Origin of the sequence: Microbacterium sp. 8M (assembly GCF_902506375.1) — a bacterium.
Lineage (GTDB): Bacteria > Actinomycetota > Actinomycetes > Actinomycetales > Microbacteriaceae > Microbacterium.
This window is the reverse complement of sequence record NZ_LR733284.1, coordinates 2632991-2649217: the sequence shown is the minus strand read 5'-3', so window position 1 is coordinate 2649217 and position 16227 is coordinate 2632991. Positions and strand designations below refer to the sequence as shown.

Annotated in this window: 16 protein-coding genes; 7 read left to right on the top strand and 9 right to left on the bottom strand. The window is 72.2% G+C overall.

What is annotated here, in order from left to right; genetic code table 11:
• Window positions 1-72: 72 nt before the first annotated feature.
• Both AERO9AM_RS12670 and AERO9AM_RS12665 read right to left on the bottom strand, forming a co-directional pair.
• The gene (locus AERO9AM_RS12670) at window positions 73-1410 is read right to left on the bottom strand and encodes a hypothetical protein (protein WP_159576458.1); all 1338 of its coding nucleotides are present in this window, start codon (window positions 1408-1410) and stop codon (window positions 73-75) included.
• Window positions 1411-1493: 83 nt separating this feature from the next.
• A complete protein-coding gene (locus AERO9AM_RS12665) occupies window positions 1494-2087 on the bottom strand; it encodes a PadR family transcriptional regulator (protein WP_159576457.1) in 594 nt (197 codons plus the stop codon).
• 250 nt (window positions 2088-2337) lie between these two features.
• On the opposite strand from AERO9AM_RS12665, the gene secA reads away from it, so the two are divergent.
• The 3 genes from secA to AERO9AM_RS12650 all read left to right on the top strand — a co-directional run bounded on the left by secA (window position 2338) and on the right by AERO9AM_RS12650 (window position 7260).
• A complete protein-coding gene (secA, locus tag AERO9AM_RS12660) occupies window positions 2338-5139 on the top strand; it encodes a preprotein translocase subunit SecA (protein ID WP_159576456.1) in 2802 nt (933 codons plus the stop codon).
• Between the two features lie 118 nt (window positions 5140-5257).
• Window positions 5258-5917, top strand: a complete 660-nt coding sequence (locus AERO9AM_RS12655; RefSeq protein WP_159576455.1) for a GntR family transcriptional regulator — start codon at window positions 5258-5260, stop codon at window positions 5915-5917.
• Window positions 5918-6036: 119 nt separating this feature from the next.
• A complete protein-coding gene (locus AERO9AM_RS12650) occupies window positions 6037-7260 on the top strand; it encodes a pyridoxal phosphate-dependent aminotransferase (protein WP_159576454.1) in 1224 nt (407 codons plus the stop codon).
• A gap of 25 nt (window positions 7261-7285) precedes the next feature.
• On the opposite strand, the gene AERO9AM_RS12645 is transcribed toward AERO9AM_RS12650, so the two are convergent.
• Both AERO9AM_RS12645 and AERO9AM_RS12640 read right to left on the bottom strand, forming a co-directional pair.
• On the bottom strand, window positions 7286-8539 hold the full coding sequence (locus AERO9AM_RS12645) for an AAA family ATPase (RefSeq protein ID WP_236602611.1): 1254 nt from the start codon (window positions 8537-8539) through the stop codon (window positions 7286-7288).
• The gene (locus tag AERO9AM_RS12640) at window positions 8536-9153 is read right to left on the bottom strand and encodes an SAF domain-containing protein (RefSeq protein WP_159576453.1); all 618 of its coding nucleotides are present in this window, start codon (window positions 9151-9153) and stop codon (window positions 8536-8538) included. Before AERO9AM_RS12640 ends, AERO9AM_RS12645 begins: the two co-directional genes overlap by 4 nt.
• A gap of 97 nt (window positions 9154-9250) precedes the next feature.
• Between AERO9AM_RS12640 and AERO9AM_RS12635 the strand changes: the two genes are divergently transcribed.
• A complete protein-coding gene (locus AERO9AM_RS12635) occupies window positions 9251-9529 on the top strand; it encodes a helix-turn-helix domain-containing protein (RefSeq protein WP_159576452.1) in 279 nt (92 codons plus the stop codon).
• Window positions 9530-9574: 45 nt separating this feature from the next.
• Here AERO9AM_RS12635 and AERO9AM_RS12630 read toward each other — a convergent pair whose 3' ends face one another.
• Window positions 9575-10171, bottom strand: coding sequence for a hypothetical protein (locus AERO9AM_RS12630; RefSeq protein ID WP_159576451.1), 597 nt, complete (start codon window positions 10169-10171; stop codon window positions 9575-9577).
• Between the two features lie 137 nt (window positions 10172-10308).
• Between AERO9AM_RS12630 and AERO9AM_RS12625 the strand changes: the two genes are divergently transcribed.
• Window positions 10309-10692, top strand: coding sequence for an Rv3235 family protein (locus AERO9AM_RS12625; RefSeq protein WP_442923282.1), 384 nt, complete (start codon window positions 10309-10311; stop codon window positions 10690-10692).
• Window positions 10693-10757: 65 nt separating this feature from the next.
• A complete protein-coding gene (locus tag AERO9AM_RS12620) occupies window positions 10758-12242 on the top strand; it encodes a sensor histidine kinase (protein WP_159576449.1) in 1485 nt (494 codons plus the stop codon).
• A 111-nt stretch (window positions 12243-12353) separates the two neighbouring features.
• Here the strand turns inward: AERO9AM_RS12620 and AERO9AM_RS12615 are convergent, their stop codons facing one another.
• Window positions 12354-12602 carry a WhiB family transcriptional regulator gene (locus AERO9AM_RS12615; protein WP_045249333.1) on the bottom strand — a complete coding sequence of 83 codons (249 nt, stop codon included), beginning with the start codon at window positions 12600-12602 and terminating at the stop codon, window positions 12354-12356.
• 251 nt (window positions 12603-12853) lie between these two features.
• Here AERO9AM_RS12615 and AERO9AM_RS12610 point away from each other — a divergent pair, with 251 nt between their 5' ends.
• Window positions 12854-13258: a hypothetical protein gene (locus tag AERO9AM_RS12610; RefSeq protein WP_159576448.1), complete on the top strand. Its 405-nt coding sequence runs from the start codon at window positions 12854-12856 to the stop codon at window positions 13256-13258.
• Window positions 13259-13291: 33 nt separating this feature from the next.
• Here AERO9AM_RS12610 and bcp read toward each other — a convergent pair whose 3' ends face one another.
• From bcp to aroA, 3 genes are read right to left on the bottom strand one after another with little or no spacing between them, the layout of a single operon-like run.
• Window positions 13292-13768, bottom strand: coding sequence for a thioredoxin-dependent thiol peroxidase (gene bcp / locus AERO9AM_RS12605; RefSeq protein WP_159576447.1), 477 nt, complete (start codon window positions 13766-13768; stop codon window positions 13292-13294).
• A 36-nt stretch (window positions 13769-13804) separates the two neighbouring features.
• Window positions 13805-14878, bottom strand: coding sequence for a ribosome small subunit-dependent GTPase A (rsgA, locus tag AERO9AM_RS12600; protein WP_159577532.1), 1074 nt, complete (start codon window positions 14876-14878; stop codon window positions 13805-13807).
• Between the two features lie 5 nt (window positions 14879-14883).
• Window positions 14884-16221, bottom strand: coding sequence for a 3-phosphoshikimate 1-carboxyvinyltransferase (gene aroA, locus AERO9AM_RS12595; protein ID WP_159576446.1), 1338 nt, complete (start codon window positions 16219-16221; stop codon window positions 14884-14886).
• Window positions 16222-16227 lie beyond the last annotated feature (6 nt).

The following is a 16227-nucleotide window of genomic DNA, read 5'->3' as shown; positions in this document are numbered from 1 at the left end:
CACGGAGGATCCGCCGACACGTAGGAGCGCCCCGGGACTTTCGGTCCCGGGGCGCTCCTACGTGTCAGAGGATCAGTCGAAGATGTCGCCGAGCAGGCCGCCGATCACGAGGCCGCCGAGCACGCCCGAGACGATGTCACCGCCACCGGAGCCGCGACCGCCGCCGCCCCAGCCGTTGCCGCCGCCCCAGCCGTTGCCGCCGCCCCAACCCTGGTTCGGGCGGGAGGAGTCGATGTCGCGCTGCGCCAGCTGCAGCGCCTCGGCGGCGAGCTGGGCGATGCGCCGGGCTGTGCTCAGCGCCTCCTCGCGGGTCTCCTCGGCGGGCAGCAGCGAAGGCACGTCCACGCGCAGGCGCTCGGCTTCGGCGAGACGGGTGCGGGCGTCGGCGCCGATCCAGCCGCGGTGTCCCTCGATCAGGCCGCGCGCGATGCCCAGCTGACGGTCGGCGTCGTCGAGGGCGTGCCGGACGGCGTCGATGGAGGGCAGCGGGTGCTCCGCACGGTAGCGGGCGGCGGCGATCGCCGCGTCGAGCGCGGTGTTCGCGGCACGCAGCCGGGTCAGCTCGCCGAACGGGTCGGTGCGGCTCCCGGCCGGCGCCAGCCCGTCGAGGGCCTGCTGCAGGGCGAGCGCCGCGGCCGCCACGGCCGGCGCATCGGGCGCACTCGGCAGGGCCGCCAGGTCGTTGCGGGAGTCGGCGACGACCTCCGCGAGGGTGGACTCGGCCCGGAGCGCCTCGATCTCGAAGTCGTCGACGGCGTCGAGCAGGGCGGCCGCACGGCGCGTGGCCTCGGTGGCGGTCTCGAGGGCGAGCACCGCCTCCTGGTTGCGGCCGGCGTCCCGGCGGCGCTCGAACACGTCGGCGCCGTGGTTCGCGAACACCACGAGCTGCGCGGCCTCCTCGGCGCTCTTGGCGATGCGCTGCATGGCGGTGTCCGAGTACCGCGTGGCGAGGCGGTCGACCGTCGCCTGAGCCTGCGGCACCCGCGCCTCGAGGGCCGCGGCGTCCGCGCGCACCTTGGCGACCACCTGGGGCGCGTTGCGCACCCGGTTCACCGCGTCGGCGATCGCGGCCGACTTCTCGTCGATGAGGTCTTCGGCCCACTGGCACAGCTGCACGATGCGCGCGTGGCGGGTGCGCAGCTCCTCCGCCGTGTCGGGGATCTCGTCGTGGTTGAGCTGATGCAGCTGGAACGCCTCGCCCATGTGCGTGCGCACCGCGTCCAGGGCGGCGCGGAAATCGGCGGTCATCTCGTCGCCGAGCTCGGCGGTGGCGAAGGCGAGCTCGTCCGCTGAGGTGCGGATCCGCTCGTCCGCGGCGACGATCGCCTGCTCGGCACGGCGCGCCAGATCCGCGTCCTGCGCCTGCAGCTCTTCCTGTTCACGTTTGCGTCTGCCCCAGAAACCGGCCATGGGCCGATCCTATGGTCCCGGACCGTGTCGCGGCTGTGGATCCGCTACGCCGTCGGCGATCAGGGGCAGGCCAGGGCGCCGGCTCAGACGACGACGCGCGCGGGTCGCCCGCGCTTCGGGCGCTCGGTCGAGAGCTCCAGCGCCAGGGTGTGCTGCGGATGCGCGGCGAGGCGCTCCTCGGCACGGTCGAGCCAGCGCACCTCCGCCTCCGCGGCGAGGATCAGGGCGTCTGCGATGAGGGCCTTGGCGAGGTCCTCCGGCCGGTCCGCCGCCGCATCCGCCGGCGCCGCGCGGCGCAGCTCCTCCAGCCGGGCGAGCGAGGCGGCCCGCTGCGTCCGGAACACGGCGGGCGCATCGACGCCCGGCAGCGTCGCCGCGACGGCGAGCTTGATCGCGAGCTCGTCCCTGGCGCTCCCTCCGCGCTCGACGGGGGAGGAGAGCCACCCGGCGACCTCCGCAGAGCCGGCATCCGTGATCGCCCAGTACACGTGCCCCTGCTCGTCCGCCTCGCCGCGCTCCACCAGTCCGTCGCGCTCCAGGCGCTCCAGGGTGTTGTAGATCTGCCCGACGTTGAGGGGCCAGGTGGATCCCGTGCGGCGCTCGAACTCGGCCCGCAGCTGGTACCCGTAGCAGGGGCCCTGGTCGAGGATGGCGAGGAGGCTCTGGCGCACCGACATCGGCATGTCCCTTCCGGAATCTGTTGCCGAGTATATGCATACCTGGAAACCTCGCTGCCCGCTCCCGGCGCCGCGGCGTGTCACCGCCGCGCACGAGGGCGGTCGTGACGCTCCCAGCGAACGCGGTGCGGCCGACGCCCGTGCACAGGATCCGGAGGTCACGGGCCGGTAACATGAACCCGTATGCCGTGCGCGACGCGCGCGGGTCCCGAGACAGATCGGGCACAGAACCCCTAGGGAGATGGAATCCGTGGCGAATCCTCTTGAGAAGCTGCTGCGCGCGGGCGAGGGACGGATCCTGCGTCGCCTGAACGGCGTCGTCAAGGCCGTCAACGCGCTCGAGGACGACTTCGCGAAGCTCAGCGACGAGGACCTCCGCAATGAGACCGCCGAACTGCGGGCGCGCTTCGAGAAGGGCGAGACGCTCGACCAGCTGATGCCCGAGGCCTTCGCCGCCGTCCGCGAGGCCGCCAAGCGGACGCTGGGCATGCGCGCGTACGACGTGCAGATCATGGGCGGCGCGGCGCTGCACGAGGGCAACATCGCCGAGATGAAGACCGGTGAGGGCAAGACCCTCGTGGCGACCTTCCCGTCCTACCTCAACGCGATCGCCGGCAAGGGCGTGCACGTCATCACGGTCAACGACTTCCTCGCGACGTACCAGTCCGAGCTCATGGGCCGCGTCTACCGCGCCCTGGGCATGACCACCGGCGTGATCGTCTCGGGGCAGACGCCCGAGGTGCGCCGGGAGCAGTACAACGCCGACATCACCTACGGCACGAACAACGAGTTCGGCTTCGACTACCTGCGCGACAACATGGCCTGGCGCAAGGAGGACCTCGTCCAGCGCGGGCACTTCTTCGCGATCGTCGACGAGGTCGACTCGATCCTCATCGACGAGGCGCGCACGCCGCTGATCATCTCCGGCCCGTCGTCGGGGGAGGCCAACCGCTGGTTCGCCGAGTTCGCGAAGATCGCGCGCACCCTCGAGCCCGATGTCGACTACGAGGTCGACGAGAAGAAGCGCACCGTGGGCGTGCTCGAGCCGGGCATCGAGAAGGTCGAGGACTACCTCGGCATCGACAACCTGTACGAGTCGGCGAACACCCCGCTGATCTCCTTCCTGAATAACTCGATCAAGGCGCTCGCGCTGTTCAAGCGCGACACCGACTATGTCGTGATGAACGACGAGGTCATGATCGTCGACGAGCACACCGGCCGCATCCTGGTCGGACGCCGCTACAACGAGGGCATCCACCAGGCCATCGAGGCCAAGGAGGGCGTGCCGGTCAAGGCCGAGAACCAGACGCTCGCCACCGTCACGCTGCAGAACTACTTCCGCCTCTACGAGAAGCTCGCCGGCATGACCGGAACCGCCGACACCGAGGCGGCCGAGTTCATGTCCACGTACAAGCTCGGCGTGGTGCCGATCCCCACGAACAAGCCGATGATCCGCCAGGACAAGCCCGACCTCGTCTACAAGAACGAGACGGCGAAGTTCGCGCAGGTGGTCGAGGACATCGCCGCCCGTCACGAGAAGGGGCAGCCCGTCCTCGTCGGCACGGTGAGCGTCGAGAAGAGCGAGTACCTCTCCCGCCTGCTGAGCAAGCGCGGCATCAAGCACGAGGTCCTGAACGCGAAGAACCACGCCCGCGAGGCCGAGATCGTCGCACGCGCCGGACGTCTCGGCGCCGTCACGGTGGCCACGAACATGGCCGGCCGCGGCACCGACATCATGCTCGGCGGCAACGCCGAGTTCCTGGCCGTGCAGGAGCTGAAGTCGAAGGGCCTGGATCCGGTCGAGACGCCGGAGGAGTACGAGCAGGCCTGGGACGAGACCTACGAGGCCATGAAGGCCAAGGTCGAGGAGGAGGGCGCGAAGGTCGTCGAGGCCGGCGGCCTCTACGTGCTCGGCACCGAGCGGCACGAGTCGCGCCGCATCGACAACCAGCTTCGCGGTCGATCGGGTCGTCAGGGCGACCCCGGCGAGAGCCGCTTCTACCTGAGCCTCACCGACGACCTCATGCGGCTGTTCCAGCAGGGCGCGGCTGAGGCGATCCTCGCTCGCACGAACTTCCCCGAGGACATGCCGATCGAGTCGGGCCTGGTGACCCGCGCGATCCGCAGCGCGCAGAGCCAGGTCGAGGCCCGCAACGCCGAGATGCGCAAGAACGTGCTCAAGTACGACGACGTGCTCAACCGGCAGCGCGAGGCGATCTACGCCGACCGCCGGCACATCCTGGAGGGCGACGACATCGCCGACCGAGTCAAGCACTTCATCGAGGACGCGATCGGCGCGATCGTCGACGACCACACCTCCGAGGGGCACACCGAGAGCTGGGACTTCGACGCGCTGTGGACCGAGCTGAAGACGCTCTACCCGGTCGACGTGACGATCGACGAGGTCGTCGCCGAGGCCGGCGGGCGCAAGGGCGGTATCACTGCCGAGGGCCTCAAGCGCGAGCTGGTCTCCGACGCCATGGTCGCCTACGAGAAGCGCGAGGCGGCGCTCGGAGAGGCGGCCACGCGCGAGCTGGAGCGCCGCGTCGTGCTCCAGGTGCTGGACCGCCGCTGGCGCGACCACCTCTACGAGATGGACTACCTCAAGGACGGCATCGGCCTGCGGGCGATGGCGCAGCGCGACCCGCTGGTCGAGTACCAGCGCGAGGGCTACGCGATGTTCCAGGCCATGATGGGCCAGATCAAGGAGGAGTCCGTCGGCTACCTCTACAACCTCGAGGTCGAGGTGCGCCAGGCCGGTGACGAGGGCATCACCGAGGTCGAGGCGAAGGGTCTCGCCGAGTCGGCGGGCGACCAGCGCCTGGAGTACTCCGCCCCCAACGACGCCGGCGACGTGGAGGTCCGCAACGAGCGCGGGCAGGTGCAGCAGGCCGCCACGGACCGCCTCCGCCAGGCCGCGGCGCGAGCACAGGCCGACAGCGAGGAGGCCGCACAGCCGGCCGTGCGCGGTGCGTTCGGGCAGCGCGTGGACGGCGGTGACGCCGCCCCGGCGAACCGTGCGGAGCGCCGCGCCCAGGGACGCAAGAAGTAACCGCCCCGGAACGCGAAGAGGCCGGCCCCCGCTCGGGTGCCGGCCTCTTCGCGTTACGCGGAGTCGATCGCCGTGCCGCCGCATCGGTTGAAGGCTCGTTCGATGGAAGAATGAGCGCGTGACCGGCACTCCTCTACGGCAGCTCGAATCCACCAGGATCGCGGCGTGGCTGCGCGACGCGATCCTCGACGGCGTGCGCGCCCCCGGCAGCCGGCTGATCGAGCGCGACCTCGCGTCCGAGTTCGGCGTGAGCCGTGTTCCGGTGCGCGACGCCCTCAAGGTGCTCGTGGCCGAGGGCCTCGTGGAGTTGCGCCCGCACACATGGGCGGTGGTGCGCGAGTTCACCGAGGCCGACCTCACCGACCTGGACGAGGTGCGTGCCGTGCTCGAGCCCTTGACGTTCCGGCTCGCCGCCGAGCGGCGCCGGCCAGACGGCCTGGCGCGCCTGCAGCAGTGCCTCGAGGCCGAGCAGAGCGGGGCGCGGGCGGGCGACGAGATCGGGTCGCGCCGGGCTGCCGCCGACTTCCATCACGTCGTCACCGAACTGGCCGAGAACCGGCTGCTGAGCGACATGATGCGCGGGATCCGCAGCCGGCTGCGCTGGGCGCTGTCGCAGCACGACGATCTCCAGCACATCAGCGACGAGCACGTCGCGCTGTTCGAGGCGATCCAGGCGGGTGACGGGAAGCGGGCGGCCGACCTCGCCGCGGCGCACGTGGAGACCAGCAAGCGGGCGCGGATCGCGCATGCCCAGGGGCTGCGCGCCGGGGATCGCTGACCTCGCCGGCGCCGGCGCCCGCCTCCTCGCGAGTCGCGTACCAGGCCAATCGGCGGCGCGTGGCCTCTCGGCTGCGCCGTGTGCGAAGAGCAGCCGCGATCGGCGGATAGGCTTTCGCAATGACCCCGAGAACCTTCGACCAGTCGTCCAAGCTGAAGAACGTCCTGTACGAGATCCGCGGAAACGCGCTCGCCGAGGCGGCACGGCTGGAGGCGGCAGGTCACACGGTGCTCAAGCTGAACACGGGCAATCCCGCCATCTTCGGGTTCGAGGCCCCGCAGCAGATCGTGCGCGACATGCTCGCGACGCTGCCCACGGCGCACGGTTACAGCGAGAGCAAGGGCATCATCTCGGCACGCCGTGCGGTGGTGAGCCGCTATGAGCAGGTCGAGGGCTTCCCCCTCGTCGATCCCGAGGACGTGTACCTCGGAAACGGCGTCTCCGAGCTCATCACCATGACGATGCAGGCCCTGCTCGACGAGGGCGACGAGGTGCTCATCCCGGCACCGGACTACCCGCTGTGGACCGCGATGACCAGCCTCGCCGGCGGCACCCCGGTGCACTACCTGTGCGATGAGGAGAACGGCTGGAACCCGGACCTGGAGGACCTCCGGTCCAAGGTCACGCCGCGGACCAAGGCCATCGTCGTCATCAACCCCAACAACCCCACGGGCGCGGTGTACTCCCGGGACGTGCTCGAGGGCATCGTGCAGGTCGCCAGGGAGAACGATCTGCTGCTGCTCTCCGATGAGATCTACGACCGGATCCTCTTCGACGACGCGCAGCACATCTCGACCGCGACCCTCGCCCCCGACCTGCTGTGCCTGACGTTCAACGGGCTCTCCAAGACGTATCGCGTCGCCGGGTACCGCTCAGGCTGGATGGTCATCACGGGCCCTCAGCAGCACGCCAAGGGCTTCATCGAGGGCATCACGCTGCTGGCGTCGACCAGACTCTGCCCGAACGTGCCGGCGCAGCACGCCGTGCAGGCGGCGCTGGGCGGCGTGCAGTCGATCGAGGCGCTGATCGCGCCGAGCGGCCGCCTGCACCTGCAGCGCGACGCGGCCTGGGAGGGGCTCTCGGCGATCCCCGGTGTGACGTGCGTCAAGCCGGCGGGGGCGCTGTACGCCTTCCCGCGGCTGGATCCGAACGTCCACGAGATCCACGATGACGCGAAGCTCATCTACGACCTGCTCGTCGCGGAGCGGATCCTGCTCGTGCAGGGCACCGGCTTCAACTGGCCGACGCCGGATCATCTGCGGGTCGTGACGCTGCCGGAGCCGCGCGTGATCACCGAGGCGATCGAGCGGCTGGGCAACTTCCTGGCGAGCTACAAGCAGTAGCCGGCGGCCGGCGGCCGCCCCATGCTCACACCGCGGCGGCCTCGCGTCGTCGCGCCCGGCGCGTGGTCGCCGGACTCGGCTGCTCGTCGCGCTGCAGAGCGTTCGCGAGCGTGCGTACGGCGGCGGTGAACGCCGAGCGGCCCGACACGTTGGCGACCGGGCGCGCGTGCAGCGCGGCGGCGTCCAGCGCCCGCTGATCGTAAGGCAGGAAGTGCACGTCGCGGATGCCTGAGAAGCGATCCAGGGCGCGGCGGATCTGGCCGCGTGCGTCGATCCCGAGCGGGCCCGGGCGCACCTTGTTCACGGCGACGGTGACCGGCACGTCGCCGACCTCCGCGCGGAGCTCGGCATAGCCGCGCACGAAGCGGGCGATGCCGAGCGGGTCGGCCGCGGCGACGGCGACGACGCGATCGGCACTGTGCAGCGCGGTGAGCGCGGCGGCGTTGCGGCGCAGGCCGTCCAGGTCGCTGACGATCTCCTCGTCGGCCTCGAGGGCGGCGGCCACGTCGACGACCGTGGTCGCGCTCCAGCGCCGGCACGCCTCCAGAGCGGCCCGCAGGCGCGCGGGGGAGAGCTCGGGCCAGCGGGCCGGGCGGTTGATCCCGACCAGCACGTCGACGGTCCCCGCGGAGGTCTCGACCGGGGTGGCGAGCCGGCTGAGCTCGGCGCCGTCGAGCAGCCCGAGCTCAGCGCGCCGGCAGGCGGCCGCGATGCCGGGCCCGTCGTCGGTGAGCCCGAGCATCAGGGCGATCGCGGGGGCGTGCGTGTCGGCGTCGACCAGCGCGACCCCGCGGTCGGGTGCGGCCAGGAGCGTGGCGAGCTGCACGGCCACCGTGCTGCGGCCCGGTGCTCCGTGCGGACCCCACACCACGACGAGGCGGCTCTCGGTGCGCGCGACCTCGGGTGCCGCTTCCGCAGCCGTCTCGCCGCGGTCGGCCCGGGGGCGGAGCGCGTCGGCGACGTCCCATCCGCTCGCCCCGGCCGGCAGCGGCGCGCCGAGCCCGTGCCGGCGCGCGATCCGCGCCGCGGCGGGGCCGTCGCCGAGCGCGAGGATCCGCACGCCCGCGCGGTCGCAGGCGTCGCGGAGAGCGCCGCTGAGCCATGCCCGTTCCGAGGGCAGCAGCAGGGCGTCGGCGTCGCGCAGCTCCTGCGCGCGCGCCGTCAGGCGTGCCGCATGCTCCGGTGCGATCCGGGCGAGCACCTGGACGCCGGCGAGCTCCAGCTCTTCCGCCAGGGGCTCCGCCCGCGCGGGCGGGAGGGCGAGCACGACGGCGGTCACGAGCGCGCTCCGACCGGGACGACGGACAGGGATGAACCGCCCGTCATGGCGGCGAGCACCTCTCCGACCTCGGCGCGGCTCACCACGAGCTCGAGCGTGGTCGTCCTGGCCGAGAGCGGGCCGTCGTCGCGGTCCACCGAGGCCACGGTGGCCTCGGAGAGCAGCACCCGGGGCTCGGCGAAGCCCTTGCCCTCGCTCAGGGGCTCGGCGTCCCACAGCTCGACCACCGAACCGGCCGCGACCGCGGCGGGCACCGGCACCGTGCTGCGCACGACGACCGACGTGGTGCGCCCCTCATCCGCGTCCGCCGCGGCCGCCGACGCGACGAGCTCTCCTTCGGCGATCGTGCGGGTCGCGATGAGCCCGGGTCCCAGGGTGGCCGGGGTGAGGTACCCGGCGCCCGCGGAGCCGAGCACGACATCGACCACGCGCACATCCGCCGAGGTGAGCGGCTCGCCGGGGACGATCGTCCGCACGGCCTGCAGCACGGGGCTGGTCTGCTTGGCGGCGCCCGCGATCAGCCACACCCCGGCCACGGACGCGACGATGAGGAGGAGGCCGATGAAGAAGCGCAGATCGGTCCATGGCCGGCGCCCTGCTCGTGCGGTGCTCATCGGGCCATGGTCACAGAATCCGGATCCCTGCCGGGAAAGTTATCCACAGCGCAGGGTGCCGCGCCGCCCGGCGCCCCCCGCGGAGCACAATGGGTGCATGCCCGACGCATCCGCCGCCGCCCCGCGCTACCTCGCTCCGGCCCAGGTCGCCGAGCTCCTCGACGTGCAGGCGGAGGAGATCGTCGAACTGATCCTGCAGGGGCGTCTGCGGGGCGCCCGCCTCGGGGCTCCAGGAGCCTGGCGGGTCGAGGAGGACTCGATCGCGGAGTATCTCGCGGACCAGGCGGAGGACGCCCGGCGCAGGGCGCTGTGGCGGCAGGCGAATGCGGCGAGCTTCCCCGAACTGTGGGGTCCTGCCGTGCACCGCGCGGAGTGAACGCGCGGTCCGCCGCGGCGGGCGACCCGCGCGGCCCGGCGGCGCTCAGGACGAGCCGGGAGCGGGAGTGTCGGTGCCGATCGAGAGCACCGAGGAGAACGGCACCACGCGGAAGCCGGTGACGGCCCGCGCTCGCCGCGGGGACCCGGCATCGTGCAGCGCCAGGTCGAGGTGGTCGGCGCCGGCACGGTCGATCGTGCCGGCCAGCACCGCCCCCGAGCGCGTGCGCAGCGTGACCCCGCTGCGGCGCCGGGCGAGGTCGCGCACCACGAAGCCGAAGGTCATCCGCTCCCGCAGCGGGGACAGCGGCTCAGCGGCGGCTCCGCTGGTCAGCAGCGCCCCGTGATCGAGCGACCACAGCTCCACGGCGTGCGAGGGCAGCAGCGACAGCCCTGCGGCCTCATGCGGATGCACGGCGGCCCAGTCGGCGCCCACGGCGCACAGTCGGCCCCGAACCCGGGTGGCGTCGGTGAGCACGGCGGTGACGGTGGAACCCTCGTCGGCGAGCACGCCCAGCCGGGTGCGCAGATCGAGCCGCGCGATCCGCAGTCGCTCCGTCTCGGCGTCGAGCGCGGCGCGCTCGGCCTCCCAGCCCGAGGCGATCTGGTCCTCGAGGTCCTCGAAGAGCCGGTCCCATTCCATGCCGACGAGCGTACGGGAACCGGCAGATCCGACATACGGGTTATCCACATTCCTCGCCGGGTGGGCCCCGCGCGACGTGCGGATGTGCTCGAATGCCAGACACGTCACGTCCTGTGGCACTGGGGGGAACATCGATGATGACGCTTGAGGATTTCGCGCCGCAGCCGACGCCGAGCGCCGAGCTGCCGGATCCGACGCCGCTGCTGCAGAGCCTGACGCGCGGCGTGCTCGAGGTGCTCGCCGGCGTGCGCGAGGCGGACCAGCTCGCGCGCTGGCTCACCGAGGACGCGTTCGTCGTGCTCACCGCCCGCGCGAATCTCTCCGCCCGGGCCCGCAGCGCACGAGGAGTCGCCCCGGCCAGGCCGACCTTCCGGATCCTCTCCACGCACGTGTCGGAGCCCGCCGACGGGGTGGTCGAGGCGACGCTGATCGTGCAGACGCCGGGTCGCGCCCGAGCCGTGGCGGTGCGCCTGGAAGGCCTCGACCGGCGCTGGCGCGCGACGTCGCTCGCCATCCTCTGACCTCACGCGCCCGCGGCGGTCGTCGCGCGCGAATGCGCACGCCGGACACGCCCTAGGCTGTCAGGGTGTCGACACTCAGTGATCTCGCCCAGGCCCAGGGCTGCCTCGACGACGACGACGTCGAGTGGCTGCATCGTCTCGCCGGCGACGGGCAGCTGCTGGCCGATCTGGCCTCGGCGGACATCGTCATCTGGATCGCGACGGCCGACGGATCCTTCATCGCGGTCGCGCACACCCGCCCCAGCGGCGCGGCGACGCTGTTCTACCGCGACATCGTGGGGGAGCGGGTGCGTCCGCAGTGGCGCACCCAGGTGCAGGGAGCGTTCGACACCGCGGAGATCGTCGACTCCGCCAACCCGGACTGGTTCGAGGAGACCCCGACCCGGGTGAGGGCCGTGCCGATCGTGCGCGCCCGGGGCAAGGATGCAGAGCCGCCCCGGCCGATCGGAGTGCTCACGCGGCACACCAACCTCGGCGAAGCCCGCACGCCGTCCCGCCAGCAGATCACGTTCAACGAGGCCGCGGACGACCTGTTCCGCATGATCTCCGTCGGCGAGTTCCCCGACCTCTCCGCTCCCACATCGCCGCGCCGCGGCGCCCCGCGCGCGTCGGACGGGCTCATCCGCATCGACGTGGACGGCATCGTGACCTTCGCGAGCCCGAACGCGCTTAGCGCGTTCAACCGGATGGGCTTCGACGAGGAGCTCGAGGGAGAGTCCCTGGTCGAGGTGACCACCCGGATCGTCCCGCCGTCGCGGCAGGTCGACGAGTCGCTGCCCGTCGTCGTCACCGGCCGCGCGCCCTGGCGCACCGACGTGGAGGCGCGCGGCGTCACGGTGTCGCTGCGGGCGATCCCGCTCAAGGACCACGGCACCCGGATCGGTGCGATCGTGCTGTGCCGTGACGTGTCGGAGCTGCGCCATCAGGAGCAGGAGCTCATCACCAAGGACGCGACGATCCGCGAGATCCACCATCGCGTGAAGAACAACCTGCAGACGGTCGCATCGCTGCTGCGGATACAGGCGCGGCGCACGCACTCGGAGGAGGCGCGCGACGCGCTCACCCAGGCCATGCGCCGGGTGGAGTCGATCGCCGTGGTGCACGACACGCTCGCCGGGGGACTCGCGCAGAAGGTCGACTTCGACGAGGTGTTCGCGCGCGTGCTCAAGCTCGTGGCGGAGGTGGCGTCGGCACCGAGCACCCGGGCGCGCACGCAGTCGACCGGACGTTTCGGCGTTCTTCCGAGCGAGTACGCGACCCCGCTGGCGCTGGCCCTCACCGAGGTCGTGACCAACGCGGTCGAGCACGGCCTGGCCGGTCAGGAGGGGCTCGTCACGATCGAGGCGCAGCGCACCGACGAGAACCTGCGGGTGATCGTCCGCGACACCGGCCACGGGCTGCCCGAGGGCCGGATCGGTCAGGGGCTCGGAACGCAGATCATCCGCACCCTGATCCAGGGCGAGCTCGGCGGCACGATCGTCTGGGAGGGTTCGGACGGCGAAGGCACCACCGTCACGATCGACATCCCGATGCGCTGGGTGAACGGTTGATCCGGATCCGGTTCCTGAGCCCGTCGAAGGGCTCAGATCCGGTGGGAATCGGACGTTCGGGCCTCGGACGCTTCGACGCGCTCAGCGGCCGACGCCTCAGCGCGCGGCGGGTCAGCCGGCGCGACGGGCGCGCGCGGCGCGGCGCTTCAGAGCGCGGCGCTCGTCCTCGCTGAGGCCGCCCCACACGCCCGAGTCCTGGCTGGACTCGAGGGCGTACTGCAGGCAGACCTCGGTGACAGTGCACCGGGCGCACACGGCCTTCGCCTTCTCGATCTGATCGACGGCCGGACCGGTGTTCCCGACGGGGAAGAACAGCTCGGGGTCGACGGTGAGGCAGGCGGCCTTGTCGCGCCAATCCATGGGGGCTCCTCAGTGTGGAAATGTCGTGGGCGCGCGACTTCTTCGCGTGCCCGGAATTCGTAGGCGGCGTTCGGGGGCCGACGCCCATCGGTGATGCGAGCGGATGCTCGCCCCACGCCGCTGTGGGAGCACATGGCTGTGTTCTATTCTCTTACATGAAAGGCTAACGATCAAGGTTTTTCTGGACCGCGCGTGAACGGCAGCGGAACCGCGAGCGAACCGCCGCCGACCCCGACACCCCAGGAGCCGCCATGCGCCCGTCGACACCGACCATCGCCGCGGCGGCCCTGCTCGCCCTGGAGGCCGTCGCGCTGCTGGTGATCACGCTGATCGAGGTCTTCGGCCTCAGTGCGGGAGATGCCGGATCGCTGCCGTCGGCACTGGGGCTCATCGGCCTCAGCCTGGTCGGCGCGGCGGGGCTCGCCGTGCTCGCCTACGCCGTGCTGCGCGGTCGCTCGTACGGCCGCAGCGGCGGAATGGTGGCGCAGATCCTCGCCATCGCGGTCGCGCTCAGCGCCGTGGGTGTGCGGCCGTTCCCGGCCGTGTTCGTGCTGTCGCTGCTCATCCCCGCCGTGATCGGCGTGGTGCTGCTGTTCCTGCTGACCCGGCGCGCGGGGGCCGAGGCGCGTCGACAGGCCGATGCCGAGCAGGAGTGACGCCGGCCGCTGCGGACTGCGGACCGCCTCGGGTCAGGCCGCGAGGCCGACCAGCTTGCGGATCCGCGCCACGTGCCCGGTGGCCTTGACGTTGTAGAGCGCGTGCTCGATGACGCCGTCCTCGTCGATGACGAACGTCGAGCGGATCACGCCCTCGATGACCTTGCCGTAGTTCTTCTTCTCCCCCCAGACGCCGTAGGCGCGGTGCACCGCGAGATCGGCGTCGCTGAGCAGCGGGAAGGAGAGCCCGTCGCGCTCGGCGAACTGCTTGAGCTTCGCGACGTCGTCGCGGGAGACGCCGAGCACCGTGTAGCCGGCGCCCTGCAGCGAGGAGAGGCTGTCGCGGAAGTCGCACGCCTCGGTGGTGCAGCCGGGGGTCATCGCGGCGGGGTAGAAGTACAGGATCACCCGGCGGCCGCGCAGGTCGTGCAGGGAGACGGACGCTCCGTCCTGGTCCTGGAGGGTGAAGTCGGGCGCGGTGGTACCGGGTTCGAGGCGCTGTGCAGTCACGTCTCCAGGCTACCCGCCCGTGCGACCCCGGGCCGGTCAGAGTTTGTCGGCGAATGTCGCGAGCAGTCGCTGCAGCGACTCCAGGCGCGCCAGGCCGGCGTCGCCGAGCGCGCCGTCGGCGGCGGCCTCGTTGAGCGCGCAGTCCTCCGCATCGGGCAGGTGCGTGCAGCCGCGCGGGCAGTTCTCTGCGATCGCCGCCAGCTCCGTGAACGCGGCAAGGATGTTCTGCGGATCCACGTGCCCGAGCCCGAACGAGCGCACGCCCGGGGTGTCGATGACCCACCCGGAGCCCAGAGGCACGCCGGGGGCGAGAGCCGGCGCGACGTAGCGCAGCGACACCGTCGACGACGAGGTGTGCCGGCCCCGGCCGGTGACCTCGTTCACGTGGCCGGTCGCGCGGCCCGCCCCGGGCACCAGGGCGTTCACGAGCGTGGACTTGCCCACCCCGGAGTGACCGACGAAGACCGTGGAGTGGCCGATCAGCGCCGCGCCGATCTCGTCGACGGGCATGCGCCCCTGAGCGCTGGTGAAGACCTGCAGGTCCAGCCCGGCGAAGTGCGTGAGGAACTCGGTCGGATCCGCCAGATCCGTCTTGGTGACCACGAGCAGCGGGCGGATCCCGGCGTCGAGCGCCGCCACCAGATAGCGGTCGACGAGGCGCTCGCGGGGCTCGGGATCCGCGGCCGCGACCACGATGAGCATCTGGTCGGCGTTGGCGACGATGACGCGCTCCACCTGATCTGTGTCGTCCGCGCTCCGGCGCAGCAGAGAGGAGCGCTCCAGGATCCCGACGATCCGGCCCAGGGTGCCCTCCTCGCCGGAGGTGTCGCCGACCACCCGGGCGGCGTCGCCGGTGACGATCGGGGTGCGCCTGAGCTCGCGCGCCCGCGCGGCGGTGATGGTGCGCTCTTCGTCGGTGCCCTCGCCGAGCAGCACCGCGTACCGTCCGCGGTCGACGCCCAGCACGCGCCCGATCTCGGCGTCGGCGTGCGCGGGACGGCGCTTCGTGCGCGGGCGGTTGGCCTTGGGATTCGGCCGGGTCCGGATCTGGGACTCGTCGAAGTCGTCGAGGTCGTCCTCGCCGTCCCCGTCGTCCCAGACGCCGTCCATCCAGCTCACGCCGTCTCGCTCCCCGGAGCGCTGCCGGCCAGCAGGCGCTCCCACAGCTGCGTGAACTCGGGGAGCGTCTTCGCGGTGGTGCCGATCTCGTCGATCTCGACGCCGGCGACGCGCAGGCCGATGAGCGCTCCCGTGGTCGCCATGCGGTGATCGTGGTGGGCGGGCCAGGTCCCGCCGTGCAGCTCGGCGGGCACGATCCGGATGCCGTCCTCGAGCTCCTCCGCCTGTCCGCCGAGGTCCCGGAGGTTCCCGGCGAGCGCCGCGATCCGGTCGGTCTCGTGCAGCCGGATGTGGCCGATGCCGGTGATCGTCGTCGGCGCCTCGGCCAGGGCCGCGAGCCCCACGAAGGTGGGTGCGAGCTCGCCGGCGGCCGAAAGGTCGAACTCGCCGCCGCGGATCCGCCCGGTGCCGCGCACCGTGAGCACATCGCCGTCGCGGTGGACCGCGGCGCCGAGGTGAGCCAGCAGCTCCGGCAGGAGCGCCCCTGGCTGCGTGGAGCGGCTCGGCCAGCCGGCGATCGACACCTCGCCGCCGGTGACGAGGGCCGCTGCCAGGAACGGCGCGGCGTTGGACAGGTCGGGCTCGATCGCGGTCTCACGGGCGCGCGGGGAGCCGGCCTCCACCATCCACTCGCCGGGCGCCGGGCGGGTGACCTTGATGCCGCGGCGCGTCAGAGCCTCTACGGTCATGTCGATGTGCGGCATGCTGGGCAGGCGCTCGCCGGTGTGCACGAGGTGCAGGCCCACGTCGAAGCGCGGGGCGGCGAGCAGCAGCCCCGACACGAACTGGCTGGATGCGGAGGCGTCGATCTCCACCCGGCCGCCGCGGATGTGGCCGCGGCCGCGGATCGTGAACGGCAGCGACCAGCTGCCGTGGTCCTCCACGTCGATGCCGAGGTCGCGCAGGGCGTGGACCATGGCGCCCATCGGCCGGTGCAGGGCGGTCTCGTGCGCGGTGAGCAGCACATCGCCGTCGGCGAGGCCGGCCAGCGGGGCGACGAAGCGCATGACCGTGCCCGCCTGACCACAGTCGACCGTGCCGCCGCCGGTGAGGCGGGCGGGCGTGATGCGCAGGTCGGGGCCGAACTCCCCGGAGCCGCGCTCCTCCTCGACCCCGATGCCGAGGGCGCGCAGGGCGTCGATCATACGGGCGGAGTCGTCGGAGTGCAGGGGAGCGGTGACCAGTCCCGGACCGTCTGCGATCGCGGCCAGCACGAGCTCGCGGTTCGTGAGCGACTTGGATCCGGGGACGCGCAGCTGCGCGTGCAGGGCGCCGGCGGCACGCGGCGCCGTCCAGCGGCCGCGCGGTGCGGGGGAATACGTCGAAGCGCTCATCGGTTC